The 16,206-nt window shown below is 39.6% G+C and carries 12 protein-coding genes; 3 read left to right on the forward strand and 9 right to left on the reverse strand.

All coding sequences use genetic code 11. The features are described from left to right. Positions 1-30 precede the first annotated feature (30 nt). Genes SRA_RS08220 through SRA_RS08235 form a run of 4 tightly spaced genes read right to left on the reverse strand, consistent with a single transcriptional unit; the run spans position 31 to position 4,095 of the window. Complete coding sequence (locus SRA_RS08220) at positions 31-1,299, reverse strand: PTS galactitol transporter subunit IIC (protein WP_003089735.1); 1,269 nt, start codon at positions 1,297-1,299, stop codon at positions 31-33. Positions 1,300-1,336: 37 nt separating this feature from the next. Further along, entirely contained in the window at positions 1,337-1,636 is a 300-nt protein-coding gene (locus SRA_RS08225; RefSeq protein ID WP_003089737.1) for a PTS sugar transporter subunit IIB, read from the reverse strand. A 12-nt stretch (positions 1,637-1,648) separates the two neighbouring features. Next, positions 1,649-2,122 carry a PTS sugar transporter subunit IIA gene (locus SRA_RS08230; RefSeq protein WP_003089740.1) on the reverse strand — a complete coding sequence of 158 codons (474 nt, stop codon included), beginning with the start codon at positions 2,120-2,122 and terminating at the stop codon, positions 1,649-1,651. 35 nt (positions 2,123-2,157) lie between these two features. Beyond that, a complete protein-coding gene (locus tag SRA_RS08235; RefSeq protein WP_003089741.1) occupies positions 2,158-4,095 on the reverse strand; it encodes a BglG family transcription antiterminator in 1,938 nt (645 codons plus the stop codon). A 970-nt stretch (positions 4,096-5,065) separates the two neighbouring features. On the opposite strand from SRA_RS08235, the gene SRA_RS08240 reads away from it, so the two are divergent. Then, positions 5,066-6,268: an IS110 family RNA-guided transposase gene (locus SRA_RS08240; protein WP_003089743.1), complete on the forward strand. Its 1,203-nt coding sequence runs from the start codon at positions 5,066-5,068 to the stop codon at positions 6,266-6,268. Between the two features lie 373 nt (positions 6,269-6,641). Next, positions 6,642-7,205: a nucleotidyltransferase family protein gene (locus SRA_RS08245; RefSeq protein ID WP_003089745.1), complete on the forward strand. Its 564-nt coding sequence runs from the start codon at positions 6,642-6,644 to the stop codon at positions 7,203-7,205. A gap of 341 nt (positions 7,206-7,546) precedes the next feature. Here SRA_RS08245 and SRA_RS08250 read toward each other — a convergent pair whose 3' ends face one another. Then, entirely contained in the window at positions 7,547-8,839 is a 1,293-nt protein-coding gene (locus SRA_RS08250) for an adenylosuccinate synthase (RefSeq protein WP_003089746.1), read from the reverse strand. Positions 8,840-9,162: 323 nt separating this feature from the next. Between SRA_RS08250 and gshAB the strand changes: the two genes are divergently transcribed. Then, positions 9,163-11,430, forward strand: coding sequence for a bifunctional glutamate--cysteine ligase GshA/glutathione synthetase GshB (gshAB, locus tag SRA_RS08255; RefSeq protein ID WP_003089747.1), 2,268 nt, complete (start codon positions 9,163-9,165; stop codon positions 11,428-11,430). 203 nt (positions 11,431-11,633) lie between these two features. Here gshAB and arcC read toward each other — a convergent pair whose 3' ends face one another. From arcC to ptcA, 4 genes are all read right to left on the reverse strand, one after another. Then, positions 11,634-12,584 carry a carbamate kinase gene (gene arcC / locus SRA_RS08260; RefSeq protein ID WP_003089748.1) on the reverse strand — a complete coding sequence of 317 codons (951 nt, stop codon included), beginning with the start codon at positions 12,582-12,584 and terminating at the stop codon, positions 11,634-11,636. A 31-nt stretch (positions 12,585-12,615) separates the two neighbouring features. Then, positions 12,616-13,725: an agmatine deiminase gene (aguA, locus tag SRA_RS08265; RefSeq protein ID WP_003089749.1), complete on the reverse strand. Its 1,110-nt coding sequence runs from the start codon at positions 13,723-13,725 to the stop codon at positions 12,616-12,618. Positions 13,726-13,733: 8 nt separating this feature from the next. Further along, a complete protein-coding gene (locus tag SRA_RS08270; protein WP_003089750.1) occupies positions 13,734-15,092 on the reverse strand; it encodes an APC family permease in 1,359 nt (452 codons plus the stop codon). 82 nt (positions 15,093-15,174) lie between these two features. After that, the gene (gene ptcA, locus SRA_RS08275) at positions 15,175-16,194 is read right to left on the reverse strand and encodes a putrescine carbamoyltransferase (RefSeq protein WP_037610031.1); all 1,020 of its coding nucleotides are present in this window, start codon (positions 16,192-16,194) and stop codon (positions 15,175-15,177) included. Positions 16,195-16,206 lie beyond the last annotated feature (12 nt).

Consider the following 16,206-nt stretch of genomic DNA (forward strand, 5'->3'; position numbering starts at 1 on the left):
AATTTCCTCCATACTAATAATGATTTTTTGTTAGAATACTGATTTAACTAATTCTGAGAGTTTTAAGAAAATCCAGTTAAGAAGATTTCCGCCAGTATCAAAGTTGGAAATTTGCGAAGCACCTTTAGGGAATTTAACAACCCCTTCTGCCATTTTCGTCATTACAGGCGCATAGTCAGTTGCCATCCACAAAGCAAAAGTAATAACAACAGTCAAAGCAATAACTGAATGCAGGATATTTCCTTTTCGCGTTGGGACAACCAAGGCAGCAAAGAAAGGAATTGTTGCTAAGTCGGCAAAAGGCAGCACGCGGTTACCCGGCAGCAAAACAGCAATAAGCAGTGTAATGGGAACCATCAAAAGACCTGTTGACAGTGCTGCTGGCGAACCTGTTGCAAGAGCTGCATCCATTCCCAGAAAGATTTCACGGTCAGCATACCGTTTTTGCAGCATGGTCTGAGCAGCTTCCTGAATCGGAATCAGTCCTTCCATGAGAATCTTAACCATGCGCGGAAGAATAAACATAACCGCACCCATAGCCATGGCTGTTTGAAGGATTTTCGTAACATTATAACCGCCCAGAATTGCGAGCGCTCCGCCAATAATAATCCCCATAATCATTGGTTCACCAAAGATGCCAAAGCGTTTTTGAATGGTTTCGGGTTTAACATCAAGTTTGCCGATACCAGGAATCTTGCTGACAGCCCAGGCAATGGGAATACCAAGAATGGCATAGCCTTGAGCAGAACCTGTTGATATCGAAACCCCTTCAAGTCCATAATATTCTTGAACATAAGGAGCTGTTTTATCGGCAATGATTTGAACAATAATGGTATAGCCAATCCCACAGACAATACCCCAAAAAAAGCTTTTAGTTACGATATAGCCAGTTGCTGCTGCCGCACTCATATGCCAGTAATTCCAAATATCAATATTGAGTGTTTTTGTCCAATTGAAGGCCAGCATGATTAGGTTGACAATTAAAATAACCGGTATCATTACCGCTGCAATCGGCTGAGCCCAAGTTGCTGCTGAGACTGCCGGCCAGCCGGCATCCACAACAGTAAGCTCCAAGCCAAATCTCCCAACCATGGCCTGCGCTGCAGGACCGACATTATCGGATAAAAGTCCTAATACCAGACTGATCCCTAACATACCGATACCTACAGTCAGACCTGACGTAATGGCCTTGCGCACCGGAACTCGAAAGATAACTGCCAAAGTAAAAATGATTATCGGGAGCACTACGCTTGATCCCATATTCAAAATGCCTTGAACAACAGTTGTTAATGTATCCATAACCGTCTCCTTTTTAATGATAGCTGGCTGCTGCAAATTATTTGTCAGCCTGTATTTTAGCCACTTCGTCTAAAATCTGAGCCTCAACCTTATCCTGTCCGATTCCTGTCAAGAAAGCCATTGCTTTGATAGCAGGTATCTTATATTCTGTCGGCAGCATGGTTGTCGTAATCAATAAATCGTTTGAATCCTGCTTAGAGGCGGCTTCTGCGATTTTAATCTGCGTGATTTGGGCATCAATATGATTGCGTGCAAACAAATCTTCAATCTTTTTCATAACAACGGTAGAAGTTGCTATGCCCGCTCCGCAGGCTACCAATACTTTAACTTTTGACATAATGCGTCTCCTTTAAATATTATTTGTGTTTACAATAGTGATAAGATCCTCTGCAGAATGTACCTTTCGTATTTGCGTCAGTAATGCTGCATTCTGCAATAAGCCCATCAGCGACTGAAGCATCTCAAGCTGGGCATGAGGCTCTTTCAGACCTAAAACAAAGGCTATCTCGGCTGCTACCGATTGATTGAAATCTTCCATACTCACAAAAGAAATCGGCTGGGTTGTCACAATAGCGACAAATTCTTTTTTGATACACTCAGCATCTGTATGGGGAATAGCAACACCCATTTTTTCCAGCTGTAGGCCTGTCGGAAAATTCTTTTCCCGTTCGATGATTTTGTCAAGAAATGTGTCATAAACATAACCTAAATCAAAGGCTTTTTTATAAATTGTTTCAAACATATCCTTGCTTGATTTAAAGTTTTCATTAACAAAAATAAGTTCTGGTCTTATATAATCTTCAAGTTTCATTTTTTCAGCCATTATGTTAATATCCTCCATTACTATTAGCGGCTTTTTTACAATAATTCTATAAAGTCAGTGACAGTCGGCGAGTACCACAATTTATCGATGTAGTCTGAACTGTCAATCTTAGAATAAATGCTGATCAAGGCATCCTTGTAAAAAAATTCATCTTCCTGAGACATCGAAATTAACATAATCACCTTAACCATGTTACTTCCCCAGCGAATAGGTTTTTTCAGCGTCATAATTACCAATTGCGATTCACTCACAGCAACCGGCAGGGCATGCGGAAGTGCAATTCCGGTATAAACACTGGTGCTTCCTAAGTCCTCACGGATGAGTATAGACTTGCGGTACAACGGATTTCTGCGATTCTGAAGGCTTGATTTTTCAACCAGAAAGTCAATACAGCCATTGACCGTCTTTTGGTCAATTTTTAAGAAAACGTTCTTTCCAATCAGCTTATGAACCAGCGTTTTCGTATAAGCTTCCTTATTTTCAATGACAGACAAAACACGCCTGTTCCCCTCTTGGAGCTGTAAATACCGATTTTGCAAATTCTCCAAATCAGCATCAGTCAAAACCGGGCTGATAAAAATAACCTTGGACTCATCAACCTCTATATCTGACAGTGAGATGGAACTGATAATCATATCTGCCTGCTTTATTTTGTCTGCTGTCAGTTCACTGGCATCAATTTTTAGCAGATGATCAAAATTGGAAATCACATGTGCTAAGGAGGTCATAATCAACTCAGTTGTCGCCAGTCCTTGGGGACAGACCACATAAATCATCAAAGGTTTGGCCAGCTTTTCAATAGCGATTTCAAAATGTACTGTCAAAAAGGCCATCTCCCCGTCTGTCATATCAATTGAGAAAGCATCTGACAATTCACGGCAGGACAGCCAAACAATGTTGTAGAGAACGCTGTACTTCTTTTTGATTTCTTCAGTGATGTCACTGTTAACCATGATTCTGTTCTTCAGACGAAAGATCATGGGCTGCACATGGCTGATCAGCATCTTAAAAAGATGCCGGTCGCCGCTCAAATCAATACTGAGCAATTGGCTGACACGCTCAATCAGATTTTTGATAATATTATTAATCTGGTCCCCGACAATCAAGTCGTTGGTTTCATAGCCAACGGACAGTAAGGTATAAGACAGATTAATAATCTCTAAGAGCGGCATGGGCTTATCCTTAAGCCCGACAAATTCTCTGAATAGATCGCCGGCAAAGGTGTAAACTTCGTAATAAGAAAGATTTTCGATGAAATGGACCATGTCATTTGATACGATGGTACTGCCATTGAGATAGCGCATCTTTGCAATCAGCAGATCAACAATTAAATAAATACTGTACTGCTCACTCAGAATGAAATGGTAGGTCGCCGCATAGTGATTTAAAATGGAAATAACACATTCTATTTCTTCTTTTGGAAAGAAATAAGCAAACTGTGGATTGTGTGTCACTGTATGCAGGCCCAGATGGAACTCCGTTATCAAATAGTTCCTCAGAAACTTTCTTATTTCCTGCTCCTGTCCGACAATCCTGTACCTGCCGTTATGGCGCTCCATGTGAATCTTATAATCTGCAAATTTATTTTCTAATTTATCAATATTCCTTCTGACGGACGTTTCACTGACAAAATACTGAACAGACCAATCAATAATGTCAATCTCCTTTTGATCAAAGAACAGAGATTTCAGCAGCAGATATTCCCTGGAAATATCTTTCATTTCCTCAGCATGAAAATGATTCAGCAGATCTGCCAAACGCTTTTTTTCATTGGCGTTGACGGCCAAGCGTATGCCGCGCCGAGGAATTTTTTCGATTTTATCAGACAGCTCTTCTATCTCTTTGTTCAAGAAAGACAGGTCTGAGTAGATGGTTTTTGTCGAGACGGAGTATTTATTAGCCAATGTTTTGCCGGCAATGAAATCATCGACTAACAGTAAATCTCGTAAAATACTTATCTGTCTGTAATTCACACTTCATTCCCCTTTCTTTGATATGTTTCATTATAAATGTTTGCGTTTACAAAACAAAGCCAAGTTACTTCCCCATTAATGTGGAAGCGCTGTTAAACCTATTGTTATTACTTTATTACCCTATTATCAAATCTTTCATAACTGTTTAATTTAATTAAACTAGAAAGCTAAAAGCACTCAAATAAAAAAGACCAAGAATTGCTCTCGGTCTTTAAACTTATAAAATTTATTCTGATAAAAAAATTGACATTTGTTCCCTACTCTAATACATATAAGTACTAAGCAGAATACTATATCATAAACTTGATTAATCCCTTAATACCCCTTAATCTCCTCCACCATAAATTACATCATATAGAATATTATTGTCATAGTTTTTTAAAGCAATTATGTTATGAGGAAGCGAATTCTCTGGTAGACAACTTAACTTCACCCATAGCAGATCTTTTATTGACCTCTATCAGCTTTTACTGTGCCATTTCCAGAAGAAGAATAGCTAACACTTTTTTGAGTTGATCCACGACTGCAAACCTCTTGTCAGCCCCCTATTTTAAACTATTTTTTAGACTTTTGAAACATACAAGCCCTATATAACGAACGCACTGGAACTGAACCACTCCAGGAACTAACAAGCTCATCAAAGATATCAAGCGTCAGGACCTTAGTGATAGAAATTTCCCCAACTTCAAGAAACGAATTTCTCTAATTTTGAACATTAAAAACATACTAAGATTAGTAGTGAAGAAATCTCCGACGGGAGAGAATACTCACTACTCTTTTCATTCTCAAGATGATAAAGTAGAGGTGTCTTGTTAAGTCGTGTTCTCTCTAGGCGCTGGACGTCGTAACAAAAACTGGCAAGACACCTGTTTTAGGAAGAATGTTATCAAAGTATGTGGGACGCCAGACGTCGCGTATTGAAAATGACATCACTAAAACAAGGAATCATTCAAGACAAAGAGGTAATAGCATGCGAGTAGTATTTGGGATTGACGTGAGTAAGGTAAGTTCAGAAGTGGCTATTCTAGTCAACGGCGAGAAGGTTCATGGCTATACCATGCCCAATGATGCCATTGGCTTTGCTCGGCTACTTGGCGATTTGAAAACCGTCCACAAGCCAGAAATCATCTTTGAAGCAACAGGTGTCTACTCTCGCCGTCTCCAAACTTTTCTAGAAGATAATGGCTATGCTTACACACGACTTAATCCCTTAGAAGCTAAGAAGCAACTGGATAGCTTGCGTGTACGGAAAACCGAACAAATTGACGCTGAAAAACTGGCTCAATCTCAATTTGTGCTGAATCGTAAACCGACTTATGTCCAAGAAGAAGTCTACCAAAACTTGCGGGATCTCAGCCGTTTCTATCAGAATCTGACTGAGGACATTGTTCGGGCCAAAAATCGTCTGCACAAGGTTTTGCAAGTCACTTTCCCAGAGTTGGAAAATATCTTGGCAACACCAACCGGTGAGCAATACTGGAACTTAGTTACTGCGTTTCCTTGCAAGGACTTCGTGCTTGAGGTAGGCAAAGATGAGCTCTCGGAGAGCATCCTTCAGTCCACTTCAAAACGGATTTCTGACAAACGTGTCGCTTACTTAGCAGAGAAGCTGACAGCACTAGCCAATCAGTCTTATTGTGCCGTTAAGAAAACCTCTCCAATGTTCGAAGAGAGCCGTTACTATGCACAAGAATTACTCAGACTTTCTGAACGCAGGAAAGCTGTCTTAGACCAAATGGTTACTCTAGCTAAGCCTTTACCAGAATATGAGATCCTTCTCTCTATTCCTGGTATCGCTGAAACAACTGCAACAAGCATTATTGGTGAACTCGGTGACATTCGTCGGTTTCAGTCTGCCAATCAAATCAACGCCTTTATCGGCATTGATCTTAGGCACTATGAATCTGGAAACTTTTTGGCACAGGAACACATTACCAAACGCGGCAACCCGTATGCCAGAAAGATTCTTTTCAAATGCATTCACAATATCGCTTCAGCCAGTCATACCAATCCTTGCCATATCGCAGACTTTTATGAGAAACGAAAAAGACAATCGCAAACGACTTCAACCAAGCCACACACGATTGCCTCCATACATCGTCTCATCAGAACAATGTATTACCTCATAACGCATAACAAACTTTACGATTACACTTTAACCCAAAATCTGTAAAATTGTTTATGCCATATCATTGTAACACCTTATCAAAAAAATCACAAAATAAGGTGTTGTTTTAGTGTACACTTTTTAGATTTAAACAACTTAAAAAGATACAGTAGACTTTAAACATCTACTATATCTTTAAAAAATAGTTCTCAAAACCGTTGATAGACTTGACAAATGGTAGAAAAGAGAGAACTAACTGGGTTCTCTCCGAACTATAGCTTTTCATCACCCACTATAATTGACAAAGTGCCGAACTTTTTCAATACACCTTATTATTGGGCGCTTACTATTGTTCCAAAAAATCTTAATTGTAAAAATGTATTATGCCTCAATTTGAATTTTCTACCATAAATTCGTATAATATCAATGAGGTTTTAAAATGTATAATGTGGAAAAAATAATTAAAAAGAACTCAGAACTAATGGCACTACTAGAGATTATTTATTCTTTTCAGCTTAATGACTGTTGGCTTTGTGCAGGAACTATACGAAATTACATTTGGGATTACTTAAGTAATAAAAACAGTTCTACAAGTATTAATCTTTCAGATATAGATGTAATCTTTTTTGACGAAAATATATCATATGAACAAACTATTGCAATTGAGGATAAAATAAAGAAACAATATCCTCAATATAATTGGGAAATAAAAAATCAATACTATATGAACATCCATAGTCCAAATACTGAAAAATATACTAGCTCAAAAGATGCCATTTCAAAATTTCCAGAAAAATGTACGGCGATAGCTGCTAGACTAGATAATAATCAGGATTTAGAATTATTCACTCCTTATGGAATAGAAGATTTAATTAACTTTAAAATCTCACCGACACCACATTACTCTTCTGACAAAAAGCGACAAATAGTTTATAACGAAAGAATAAAAAAGAAAAATTGGATTAGATTTTGGCCTAATATTTTTATAGAATTAATTGAATAGATTAATTTATTTTTCTTAATACAATAAAGGCAGAGAGACCCTCTGTCTTCAGTCTGATACAATTAATTGTTTTTTTATATTTTTTAAGCTAGCACCACGAGTTATAGATATATTCCTGAATTTTAAATCAAGAAAAAATATCCGAAATAAATTTTTCTTCAATTTGTTGTTTTGATTTGTTTTTTGCAAGTCTGCTGAACTTTCCCATTCTTCTTTTTTTGAAGAATAAAAAGCACCGAAATGCATGGTTCACAAAAGCTAAATGGTTTTTTCAGCTTTTATGATGCTCATACAAAATCAATGCTTTTTCACATTTATAACATGATATTTAACAATTAATATTAAATATTAGCCCAGACACTGTCTAAAATATTGGTCTGGTCGCGGTCCGGCCCAACAGAGAAAGTTGAGATGCGGACACCGACAAGCTCGCCGACACGGCGAACATAGTTACGAGCATTTTCAGGAAGATCTTCTAGACTGCGAACACCCGTAATATCTTCTGACCAGCCCGGTAATTCCTCATAGATTGGTTTGCAGCGCTTGAGCTGCTCAAGGCTGGCTGGATAGTGGTCAATACGCTGCCCGTCAAGGTCGTAGGCCACACAGATTTTAACCGTGTCAAGTCCTGAAAGAACATCGATACAGTTGAGACTGAGATTAGTAATGCCTGATACACGGCGGCTGTGACGCATAACAACTGAGTCAAACCAGCCGACACGGCGCGGACGCCCTGTTGTCGTGCCATATTCGTGTCCCACTTCACGAATCCGATTTCCCACCTCATCAAAAAGTTCCGTTGGGAAAGGTCCATCACCAACACGGCTGGTATAAGCCTTACAGACACCGACAACCTTATTGATTTTAGATGGACCGACACCAGAACCGATGGTCACACCGCCCGCAACAGGATTGGATGAAGTTACAAAAGGATAGGTTCCTTGGTCAATATCCAGCATAACACCCTGTGCTCCTTCGAACAGAACACGCTTGCCCTTATCCAAAGCATCATTTAGAATAACGGAAGTATCGGTCACATATTGCTTGATTTCCTGACCGTAGGCATAGTACTCTTCAAAGATATCCTCAAAAGCGATTTCTTCGCACTCATACATCTTGCTAAAGAGACGGTTTTTCTCTTCCAAATTAGACCGCAGACGCTCTGCAAAAATGTCTTTATCCAGCAAATCAGCAATCCGAATACCGACACGCGCTGCTTTATCCATATAAGCAGGACCGATTCCCTTATTGGTCGTTCCAATCTTGTTGTCGCCCTTGGCAGTTTCTTGCAGCTGATCAAGTTTAATATGATAAGGCAGAATAATATGAGCACGGTCAGAAATACGCAGACTGTCTGTCGTAATGCCTTCTTTGTGCAAATAAGCCAGCTCCTCAACCAAAGATTTAGGATTGACCACCACACCATTGCCGATAACCGAAATTTTTTCCGGGAAGAAAATGCCTGACGGAATCAAGTGTAGCTTAAATTTTTTACCATCAATAACGATGGTATGGCCGGCATTATCACCGCCTTGATAGCGCGCAATCACCTCGGCATCTGCTGACAGAAAATCCGTGATTTTCCCCTTGCCTTCATCTCCCCACTGGGTTCCAACTACTACTACTGATGTCATATGCTGATACGAACTCTAACCAGGAGAGTCCTCATCCTTTCTTAAAAACTATAACCCTTAAAAAGCAGATTTCCTAAGTTTCCGTCCTCCGCAGAGACACTGGAAAGCAAAATAAAAGCAGAAACACATCAAATATTTCTGTCCAAAACAGGGTTTCAAACTTATTTAAGCAGCTATAACATGGCAGGAATTTCACCTGCAGGTTTACCTTACAATTCATTATAAGAAATTTCTGATTGTTTTTCAATATTTCGTATCAGAATCCTGCGTTTTTCCGAACATTCTTGTAAACTATAACTAGAATATCTTTTAGGAGAAAGCATATGTCAAACATTGATCAACTTTTACAGCAAAGTCCGCAGAACCTCCCTGTCTTACAAGCTACTTTTGGGCTGGAGAGGGAGAGCTTGCGCATTGATCAAAAAACACAGCGCTTGGCGCAGACCCCCCATCCTCACAAACTAGGCTCCCGCAGCTATCATCCATACATTCAAACAGATTACAGCGAACCCCAGTTAGAATTAATCACACCCGTTGCCAAATCAAGCAAAGAAGTGCTGCGCTTTTTAGGAGCTATTACTGATGTCGCTCAGCGCAGTATTGATAACGATCAGTACCTCTGGCCCTTGTCCATGCCGCCGCAGCTCAGAGAAGACGAGATTGAAATTGCCCGTCTGGAAGACCCTTTTGAGCTTTCCTACCGTCAGCATCTGGCTGAGAAATATGGTAAGATGCTCCAGTCTATGTCAGGTATTCATTACAATATTGAATTGGGGGCTGATCTGCTTAAACTATTGTTCGAGCGCAGCGGCTGCCAATCGCTGATTGCATTTAAAAACGATCTTTATTTAAAACTGGCTCAGAATTTTCTATCCTACCGCTGGTTTTTAACCTATCTTTACGGCGCCAGTCCCATAGCCGAACAAGGCTTCTTTGAAAAAGGACTGACCGCCCCTGTTCGCTCGCTTAGAAACAGTCATCTGGGATATGTCAATACTGAAGATGTCAGCGTACCTTTTGACAGTCTGGAAAATTATATCTCAAGCATTGAACATTATGTCAGCACAGGAGCCTTATCAGCTGAAAAAGAATTTTACTCAGCTGTCCGCCTGCGCGGCAGCAAGCACAATCGTGATTATCTGACTAAAGGCATTACCTATTTAGAATTTCGCTGTTTTGATCTGAACCCCTTTGACAATCGCGGTATTACGCAGGAAACTATTGACAGCATCCATCTCTTTATCTTAGCTATGCTCTGGCTTGATGCACCGCAAGCAGTCAGCCTGTCGCTTGATAAGGCTGCAGGCCTCAACGAAAAAATCGCACTCAGCCATCCCTTGGAAAAGCTGCCGCAAGAGGCCCCTTATCAAGATGTCCTAACAGCTATGGAAGAACTGATCAGGCATTTCCAGCTTCCTGCCTACTATGAACAGCTTCTGGCTGATATCAAAGGGCAGATCAGCAATCCAAGACTGACTGTCGGCGGCCATCTCTTGGAGCACATTGATAATCTGTCCTTGGAAACATTCGGTCAGCAAAAGGGGAAGGAATACCATGACTATGCTTGGCAGGCTTATTATGCCCTTAAGGGTTATGAAAATATGGAACTGTCAACGCAAATGCTGCTTTTTGATGCTATTCAAAAAGGGATTCATTTTGACATTTTAGATGAGAGCGATCAGTTTCTAAAACTCTGGCACGCTAAGCATATTGAATATGTCAAAAACGGCAACATGACATCTAAAGACAACTATGTTGTTCCCTTAGCCATGGCTAATAAAGTTGTAACCAAAAAAATCCTAAGAGAGCATGGCTATCCGGTTCCTGCCGGTGCAGAATTCGACAGCAAAGACGAAGCGCTCCGCTATTATCAGCAAGTTGAAAAGCAGGCTATCGTTGTCAAACCCAAATCAACTAATTTCGGTCTGGGAATTTCAATTTTTGACACACCGACCAGCCTGACGGATTATGAAAAGGCACTGGATATTGCCTTTCTTGAAGATTCTTCTGTCCTTGTTGAAGAATTCATTGCCGGAACCGAATATCGCTTTTTTGTCCTTGATGGCAAATGCGAAGCTGTTCTTCTGCGAGTTGCCGCAAATGTGGTTGGTGATGGCCGTCAGACTATTCAGCAGCTGGTTGACCAAAAAAATCAAAATCCGCTTCGCGGCCGCGATCATCGCTCTCCACTTGAAATAATTGACTTAGGTGATATCGAGTTGCTGATGCTGCAGCAGCAAGGCTGCACCCCAGAAAGCATTTTGCCAGCCGGCGTCAAGGTGAATTTGCGCGGCAATTCAAACATTTCAACAGGCGGAGATTCCATTGATATAACTGAGGAAATGGACAGCAGCTACAAGCAGCTGGCTGCTGATATGGCTAAAGCCATGGGAGCTTGGGCCTGCGGTGTTGACTTGATTATTCCGGATACATCTTTAAAAGCAACCAAGGAAAATCCGCATTGTACCTGTATTGAGCTCAATTTTAATCCGTCCATGTATATGCATACCTACTGTCAGGAAGGCCCGGGACAGGTGATTACCGGTAAAATTTTGGCTAAATTGTTCCCAGAAGTAATTGCCAATATATAGTTGGTTGTATAAGTTTGGTTCACTTTCATTAAATTATAGTTTAAAAAGCAAAGAAAAGAGCTTATTGATATACTCTTCTATAGTGGACAGTGAAAAAACAAAATTCACTAGAAACTATGGGGGAGTATATCATAGGCTCTTTTACTTTTTATCGCTTCTCAATCACTCACTTAAAAAGTGGCATACCACATAAAGACTTTATTTCAACCAATCGTAATTTGTGTTCCTCCATCTTCTGAAATAACACTGGCTATATTTTCTAAAGAAGTGATAATAGCTTTTCCACGGGGTTGCGCTTCAACAAAGGCAAGAGCCGCTTCTACTTTTGGCAACATACTTCCTGTTGCAAATTGTTGCTGATCTATCCATATTTTTAACTGACTTGTTGTTACCTTTTCCAATTTTTCCTGATTAGGTTTGCCATAATTAATATAAACATGATCTACACCTGTTAAGATAACAAATAAATCAGCTTCAATTTTTTCAGCCAATAATTGACTAGCAAAATCTTTATCAATAACAGCTTCCACACCATTTAAATCCTTTGTTTTAGGGCCTTCAACAACTGGAATCCCTCCACCGCCAGCCGTGATAACCACAGCTCCTGTGCTAATTAAAGATTTAATCGTTGCTATTTCCTGAATAGCAATTGGTTGGGGAGAAGCAACGACTTTTCGCCAACCTCTGCCTGCATCCAGCTTATAAACAGTACCAGTCTTTTTTTCTTGTAAATAAGCTTCTTCTTCACTGAGGAAGGGACCAATAGGTTTACTGGGATGGCTAAAAGCTGGATCGTCAGCTGATACTAGTACTTCCGTCACCATAGATACAATTTCCTTATCAATGGATTTTTTTCTGAATTCGTTGATTAAGGCATTTTGCAACCAATAGCCGATAGAACCTTCTGTCATAGCTACTAGAGTATCTAGTGGAAGGGCAGGATTATCATAAGAATCAGCCGCTATTTGTTGTAACAACAAATTACCAACTTGTGGACCATTGCCATGAGTAATCACCAAATCATCGCCATTTTTTATGAACTGAACTAAATATTTAGCAGTCTGAGCCAATGCTTTCTGCTGTGCTTTTGCAGAAGCATCTCTTGATAAAATTGCATTTCCTCCCAATGCAATGACAATTTTTCTTTTTGCCATACATTCTCTCCGCCTTCACTGATTAATGACTTTAAATTGCAGGTTCCTGCTGAGTAATACAATGAATGTTCCCGCCGCCGTAAGCAATTTCTTCTGTCCTTACACCAACAATTTTTCTATCTGGAAACATTTCCTTTACTTGCTGTACTGCCAATTGATCATTTTCATCACCATATTGTGGTAAGATAACTCCTCCGTTGACAATTAAGAAGTTCAAATAAGAAGCAATTGCTATCTCACCTTCTTCCCGCGGAATACTGCCCTCACCATAATCAATGGTATCCGCAGCTTTCAAATAGCAGGGTTTTTTAGTGACACACATCTTATGAACCTTTAAATGACGTCCCTTAGCATCTGTCTGTTCAGATAAAAAGTCATAAGCTGCCTTTGCTTCCCTGTAAAAAGGATGATTTTTATCGTCTGTGTAGATGCAAGCAACCTCACCTGGACGAATGAAACAAGCAACGTCATCAATATGACCGTTCGTTTCATAAGGATCAATACCATCTTTAACCCAAAGAACCTTTTCACAATTCAAATAGTTCTTCAATTTATTTTCAATATCTTCTTTGCTCATATGAGGATTGCGACTAGGATGCAGGAGACACATTTCCGTTACCAAAACAGTCCCTTCTCCATCCACATGAATGGAACCGCCTTCTAAGACAAAATCTTTCGTCTTATAAGAATCCACACCTTCTATTTCACAAACTTTACGAGCAACTAAGGCATCTTGATCCCAAGGAAAATAAAGACCATCAACCAAGCCGCCCCAAGCATTGAATTCCCAATCTACTGCCCGTAAGTCTCCTCTATCATTGACTAGAAAAGTTGGTCCACAGTCACGAATCCAAGAATCATCATTGGTCATCTCAATAACTCGAATATTATTATTCTCCAATTCTGATACACGTGCCACAGCATTTTCATATTGCAGCGGCGGAACACAAAGAGAAACTGGTTCAAATTTACTAATAGCCTCAGCTACCTCTAAGAAAGCTTTTTGAGCAGGTTTGGCTCCTAATCGCCAATTATCATTGCGCCAAGGCCAAAGCATCCAGATTTGTTTTTGTTTTTCAAATTCACCCGGCATTCTAAAACCATCTTGTTTAGGTGTACTATTTGTAATACGTTTTGCCATTTTTTGCCTCATTTCTTTATTTTTTTAATCAGTATGATAAGCTCACCTATCCCTATACAAATGACAGAACCAAGTGTTATCGGTAATTTTGCAGCCAAAGTCTCAGCATCAAATGCCAATGGTAAAGCTGTAAAAATCAAGGAAATCACAATGAGAATCATTGGTAAAATAACTAGTAATCTCAAGAAACTTTCATTGCCACTAACTTTAAAAGGACGCGGTGTATCAGGATCTATTTTCCTTAATTTAAAGAAAGCTGGAAATACAGGGACATAAGATAATAAGAACATAACCAAGTTTAAGGAGAAGAAAGCCCAAAATAAATCTTGATTCGGTAAGAAAGGTGCAATAACAATCACAATGCTAGCGACAAGGCCATTGGCAAGGGCAGCGCCAATTGGCATGTCTCTCTTACGGCTTCTTTTCGCAAAAAATTGGGGCATATCTCCATTTTCCGCAGCATAAGAAGCAGTATTATTGACACCAAGAGACCAAGAAATCATATTACCAAATAAGGTCAATAAAAAGAGAAATGCCATGGCCATGATAAACCAGCCGTCAGTTGATCCTGTCAATAACTTAAAACTATCTATCATGCCGCTGCTGGTTGAAATCTTATCAGTCGGAATCGAAACACCAATACCAAAAGCAGAAAAAATATAGATGGCAGCAATGACAAGACCAGCAACAATAATAGATTGAGGGATTTGTCTTTTAGGATTTTCCATGTCTCCTGCAAAGGTACAAATTACTTCAAATCCAAGCAGATTAAAAATAATGACGGAAATATAAGACAGACTGTTCAAATTAAAGGAAGGTAAGAGTGATGTTAAGGTCATTTCATTTGCCATGCCCTTAGTCAGAGCCACATAAAGCCCTAAACCACCGATCAGCAATGCCAAAAGCATTTTAATAACAGCCGCACCATTTAAAATCCAAATACTGTCACTGACTGGATAAAAACTAATCCAAACTACTAACCAAGTAAACATCAGCTCAATCATAATGGCTTCAAAAGTCGAAAAGGAATGACCAGTAACCGTTGTTAATAAACCTGGCGTCATAACAGCTAAAGAAGCCAGCCAAAGTGGAAAATTGATCCAATAATACCAGGCCACCCGAGCTCCCCATCTATGGCCAAAAGCTTTGGTTACCCAATCATAAATACCGCCATCACCAATATAAGTTGTTCCTAACTCAGAAGAAATCAGACCATACGGCAAAAGAAAAGCAATCAACAAAAAGAGCCACCAAAAGAACTGCGAGTTGCCAATGGCAGCTACCGGAGCAGCTGCCTCAGCAACAAAAACAACACAAATAACAGAAAGCACTGCGCTAAATAAACTGAATTTTTTCTTTGTTTCCATAGGTATCTTCCCTTCTTTTAAATAGGAAAGTTAAAGACAAATTTCTTATCTCCTAATAATTTAACTCTCCACTATTAATTACCTACTCTGGCTTCAAAAAAGTTTGTAATTCTTCTTTAGCAACTTCCTGCTTCACCAAATCATAAGGATTCTTTTCCTCATAATCCCTCAGAAGGTAAACGAGCAACCCTCTAATGGACGTCAAACGATTTTCTGCTTGGTCAAAACAAATAGAATTGGGTCCATCCATGACTTCATCCGTTACTTCTTCTCCACGGGTTGCTGGTAAACAGTGCATGAATTTACAGTCAGAACCAGCCCGAGCCATCATTTGGCTATTGACTTGATATTTAGGGAAGAAAATTTGCATCCGTTCCTCTTCAGATAATTCTGCTTCATATAAGCCATACCACACATCTGTATAAAGGAAATTTGCTCCTTCAATCGCATCTTCATTATCTGTAACAGTGTACTTTCCACCCGATAATTCACAAATTTTATCCAATTTTTCTTTATGCTGATCATTTAATTGAAAACCTTTGGGTCCAAAGTGAACAAACTCCATACCCATTTTTGTTGTTATTAAAGCAAGAGAGAAACAAACCTGTGTCGCATCACCAACAAAAGCAACTTTACAGTCTTCCAATTTTTTACCACTTGGCAAATGCTCTATCATCGTACATAAATCACCAAGTTCTTGAGTAGGGTGGTTATAATCAGACATACCATTGATAACTGGAATGGAAGCACATCTAGCTAGGTCTACTACACTTTGATGACGTTCAACACGAGCCATCAAAATATCATCTAATCTGGAAAGAACAGTTGAAGTGTCTTCAATGGTTTCATGACCGCCAAGTTGAATTTGTCCTGGTGCCAGATATTGTGCATGACCACCAAGCTGACTCATAGCTGTTTCGAAAGAAACTCGCGTCCGCGTTGAGGACTGCTGAAAAATCATCCCTAAACTTTTATGTTTTAACAAAGGTGGGTAATAGCCGTTTTTGACACAAGCCTTAATTTTCAAAGATAAATCTGCTAATTTCAGTAATTCCTCTTTAGAAAACTCCTCTGTCGTAATATAGTCTGTTTTATTCATCATAGAATCCTCCTC

The organism is Streptococcus ratti FA-1 = DSM 20564, from assembly GCF_000286075.1.
Taxonomy (GTDB): domain Bacteria; phylum Bacillota; class Bacilli; order Lactobacillales; family Streptococcaceae; genus Streptococcus; species Streptococcus ratti.

Bases quoted from the DNA above. Each gene is read 5' to 3' on its own strand.
- SRA_RS08240 (WP_003089743.1), top strand. From the start codon at position 5,066: ATGCGAGTAGTATTTGGGATTGACGTGAGTAAGGTAAGTTCAGAAGTG.
- SRA_RS08270 (WP_003089750.1), bottom strand. From the start codon at position 15,092: ATGGAAACAAAGAAAAAATTCAGTTTATTTAGCGCAGTGCTTTCTGTT.
- SRA_RS08220 (WP_003089735.1), bottom strand. From the start codon at position 1,299: ATGGATACATTAACAACTGTTGTTCAAGGCATTTTGAATATGGGATCA.
- SRA_RS08250 (WP_003089746.1), bottom strand. From the start codon at position 8,839: ATGACATCAGTAGTAGTAGTTGGAACCCAGTGGGGAGATGAAGGCAAG.
- aguA (WP_003089749.1), bottom strand. From the start codon at position 13,725: ATGGCAAAACGTATTACAAATAGTACACCTAAACAAGATGGTTTTAGA.
- SRA_RS08230 (WP_003089740.1), bottom strand. From the start codon at position 2,122: ATGGCTGAAAAAATGAAACTTGAAGATTATATAAGACCAGAACTTATT.
- ptcA (WP_037610031.1), bottom strand. From the start codon at position 16,194: ATGATGAATAAAACAGACTATATTACGACAGAGGAGTTTTCTAAAGAG.
- SRA_RS08225 (WP_003089737.1), bottom strand. From the start codon at position 1,636: ATGTCAAAAGTTAAAGTATTGGTAGCCTGCGGAGCGGGCATAGCAACT.
- gshAB (WP_003089747.1), top strand. From the start codon at position 9,163: ATGTCAAACATTGATCAACTTTTACAGCAAAGTCCGCAGAACCTCCCT.
- arcC (WP_003089748.1), bottom strand. From the start codon at position 12,584: ATGGCAAAAAGAAAAATTGTCATTGCATTGGGAGGAAATGCAATTTTA.
- SRA_RS08245 (WP_003089745.1), top strand. From the start codon at position 6,642: ATGTATAATGTGGAAAAAATAATTAAAAAGAACTCAGAACTAATGGCA.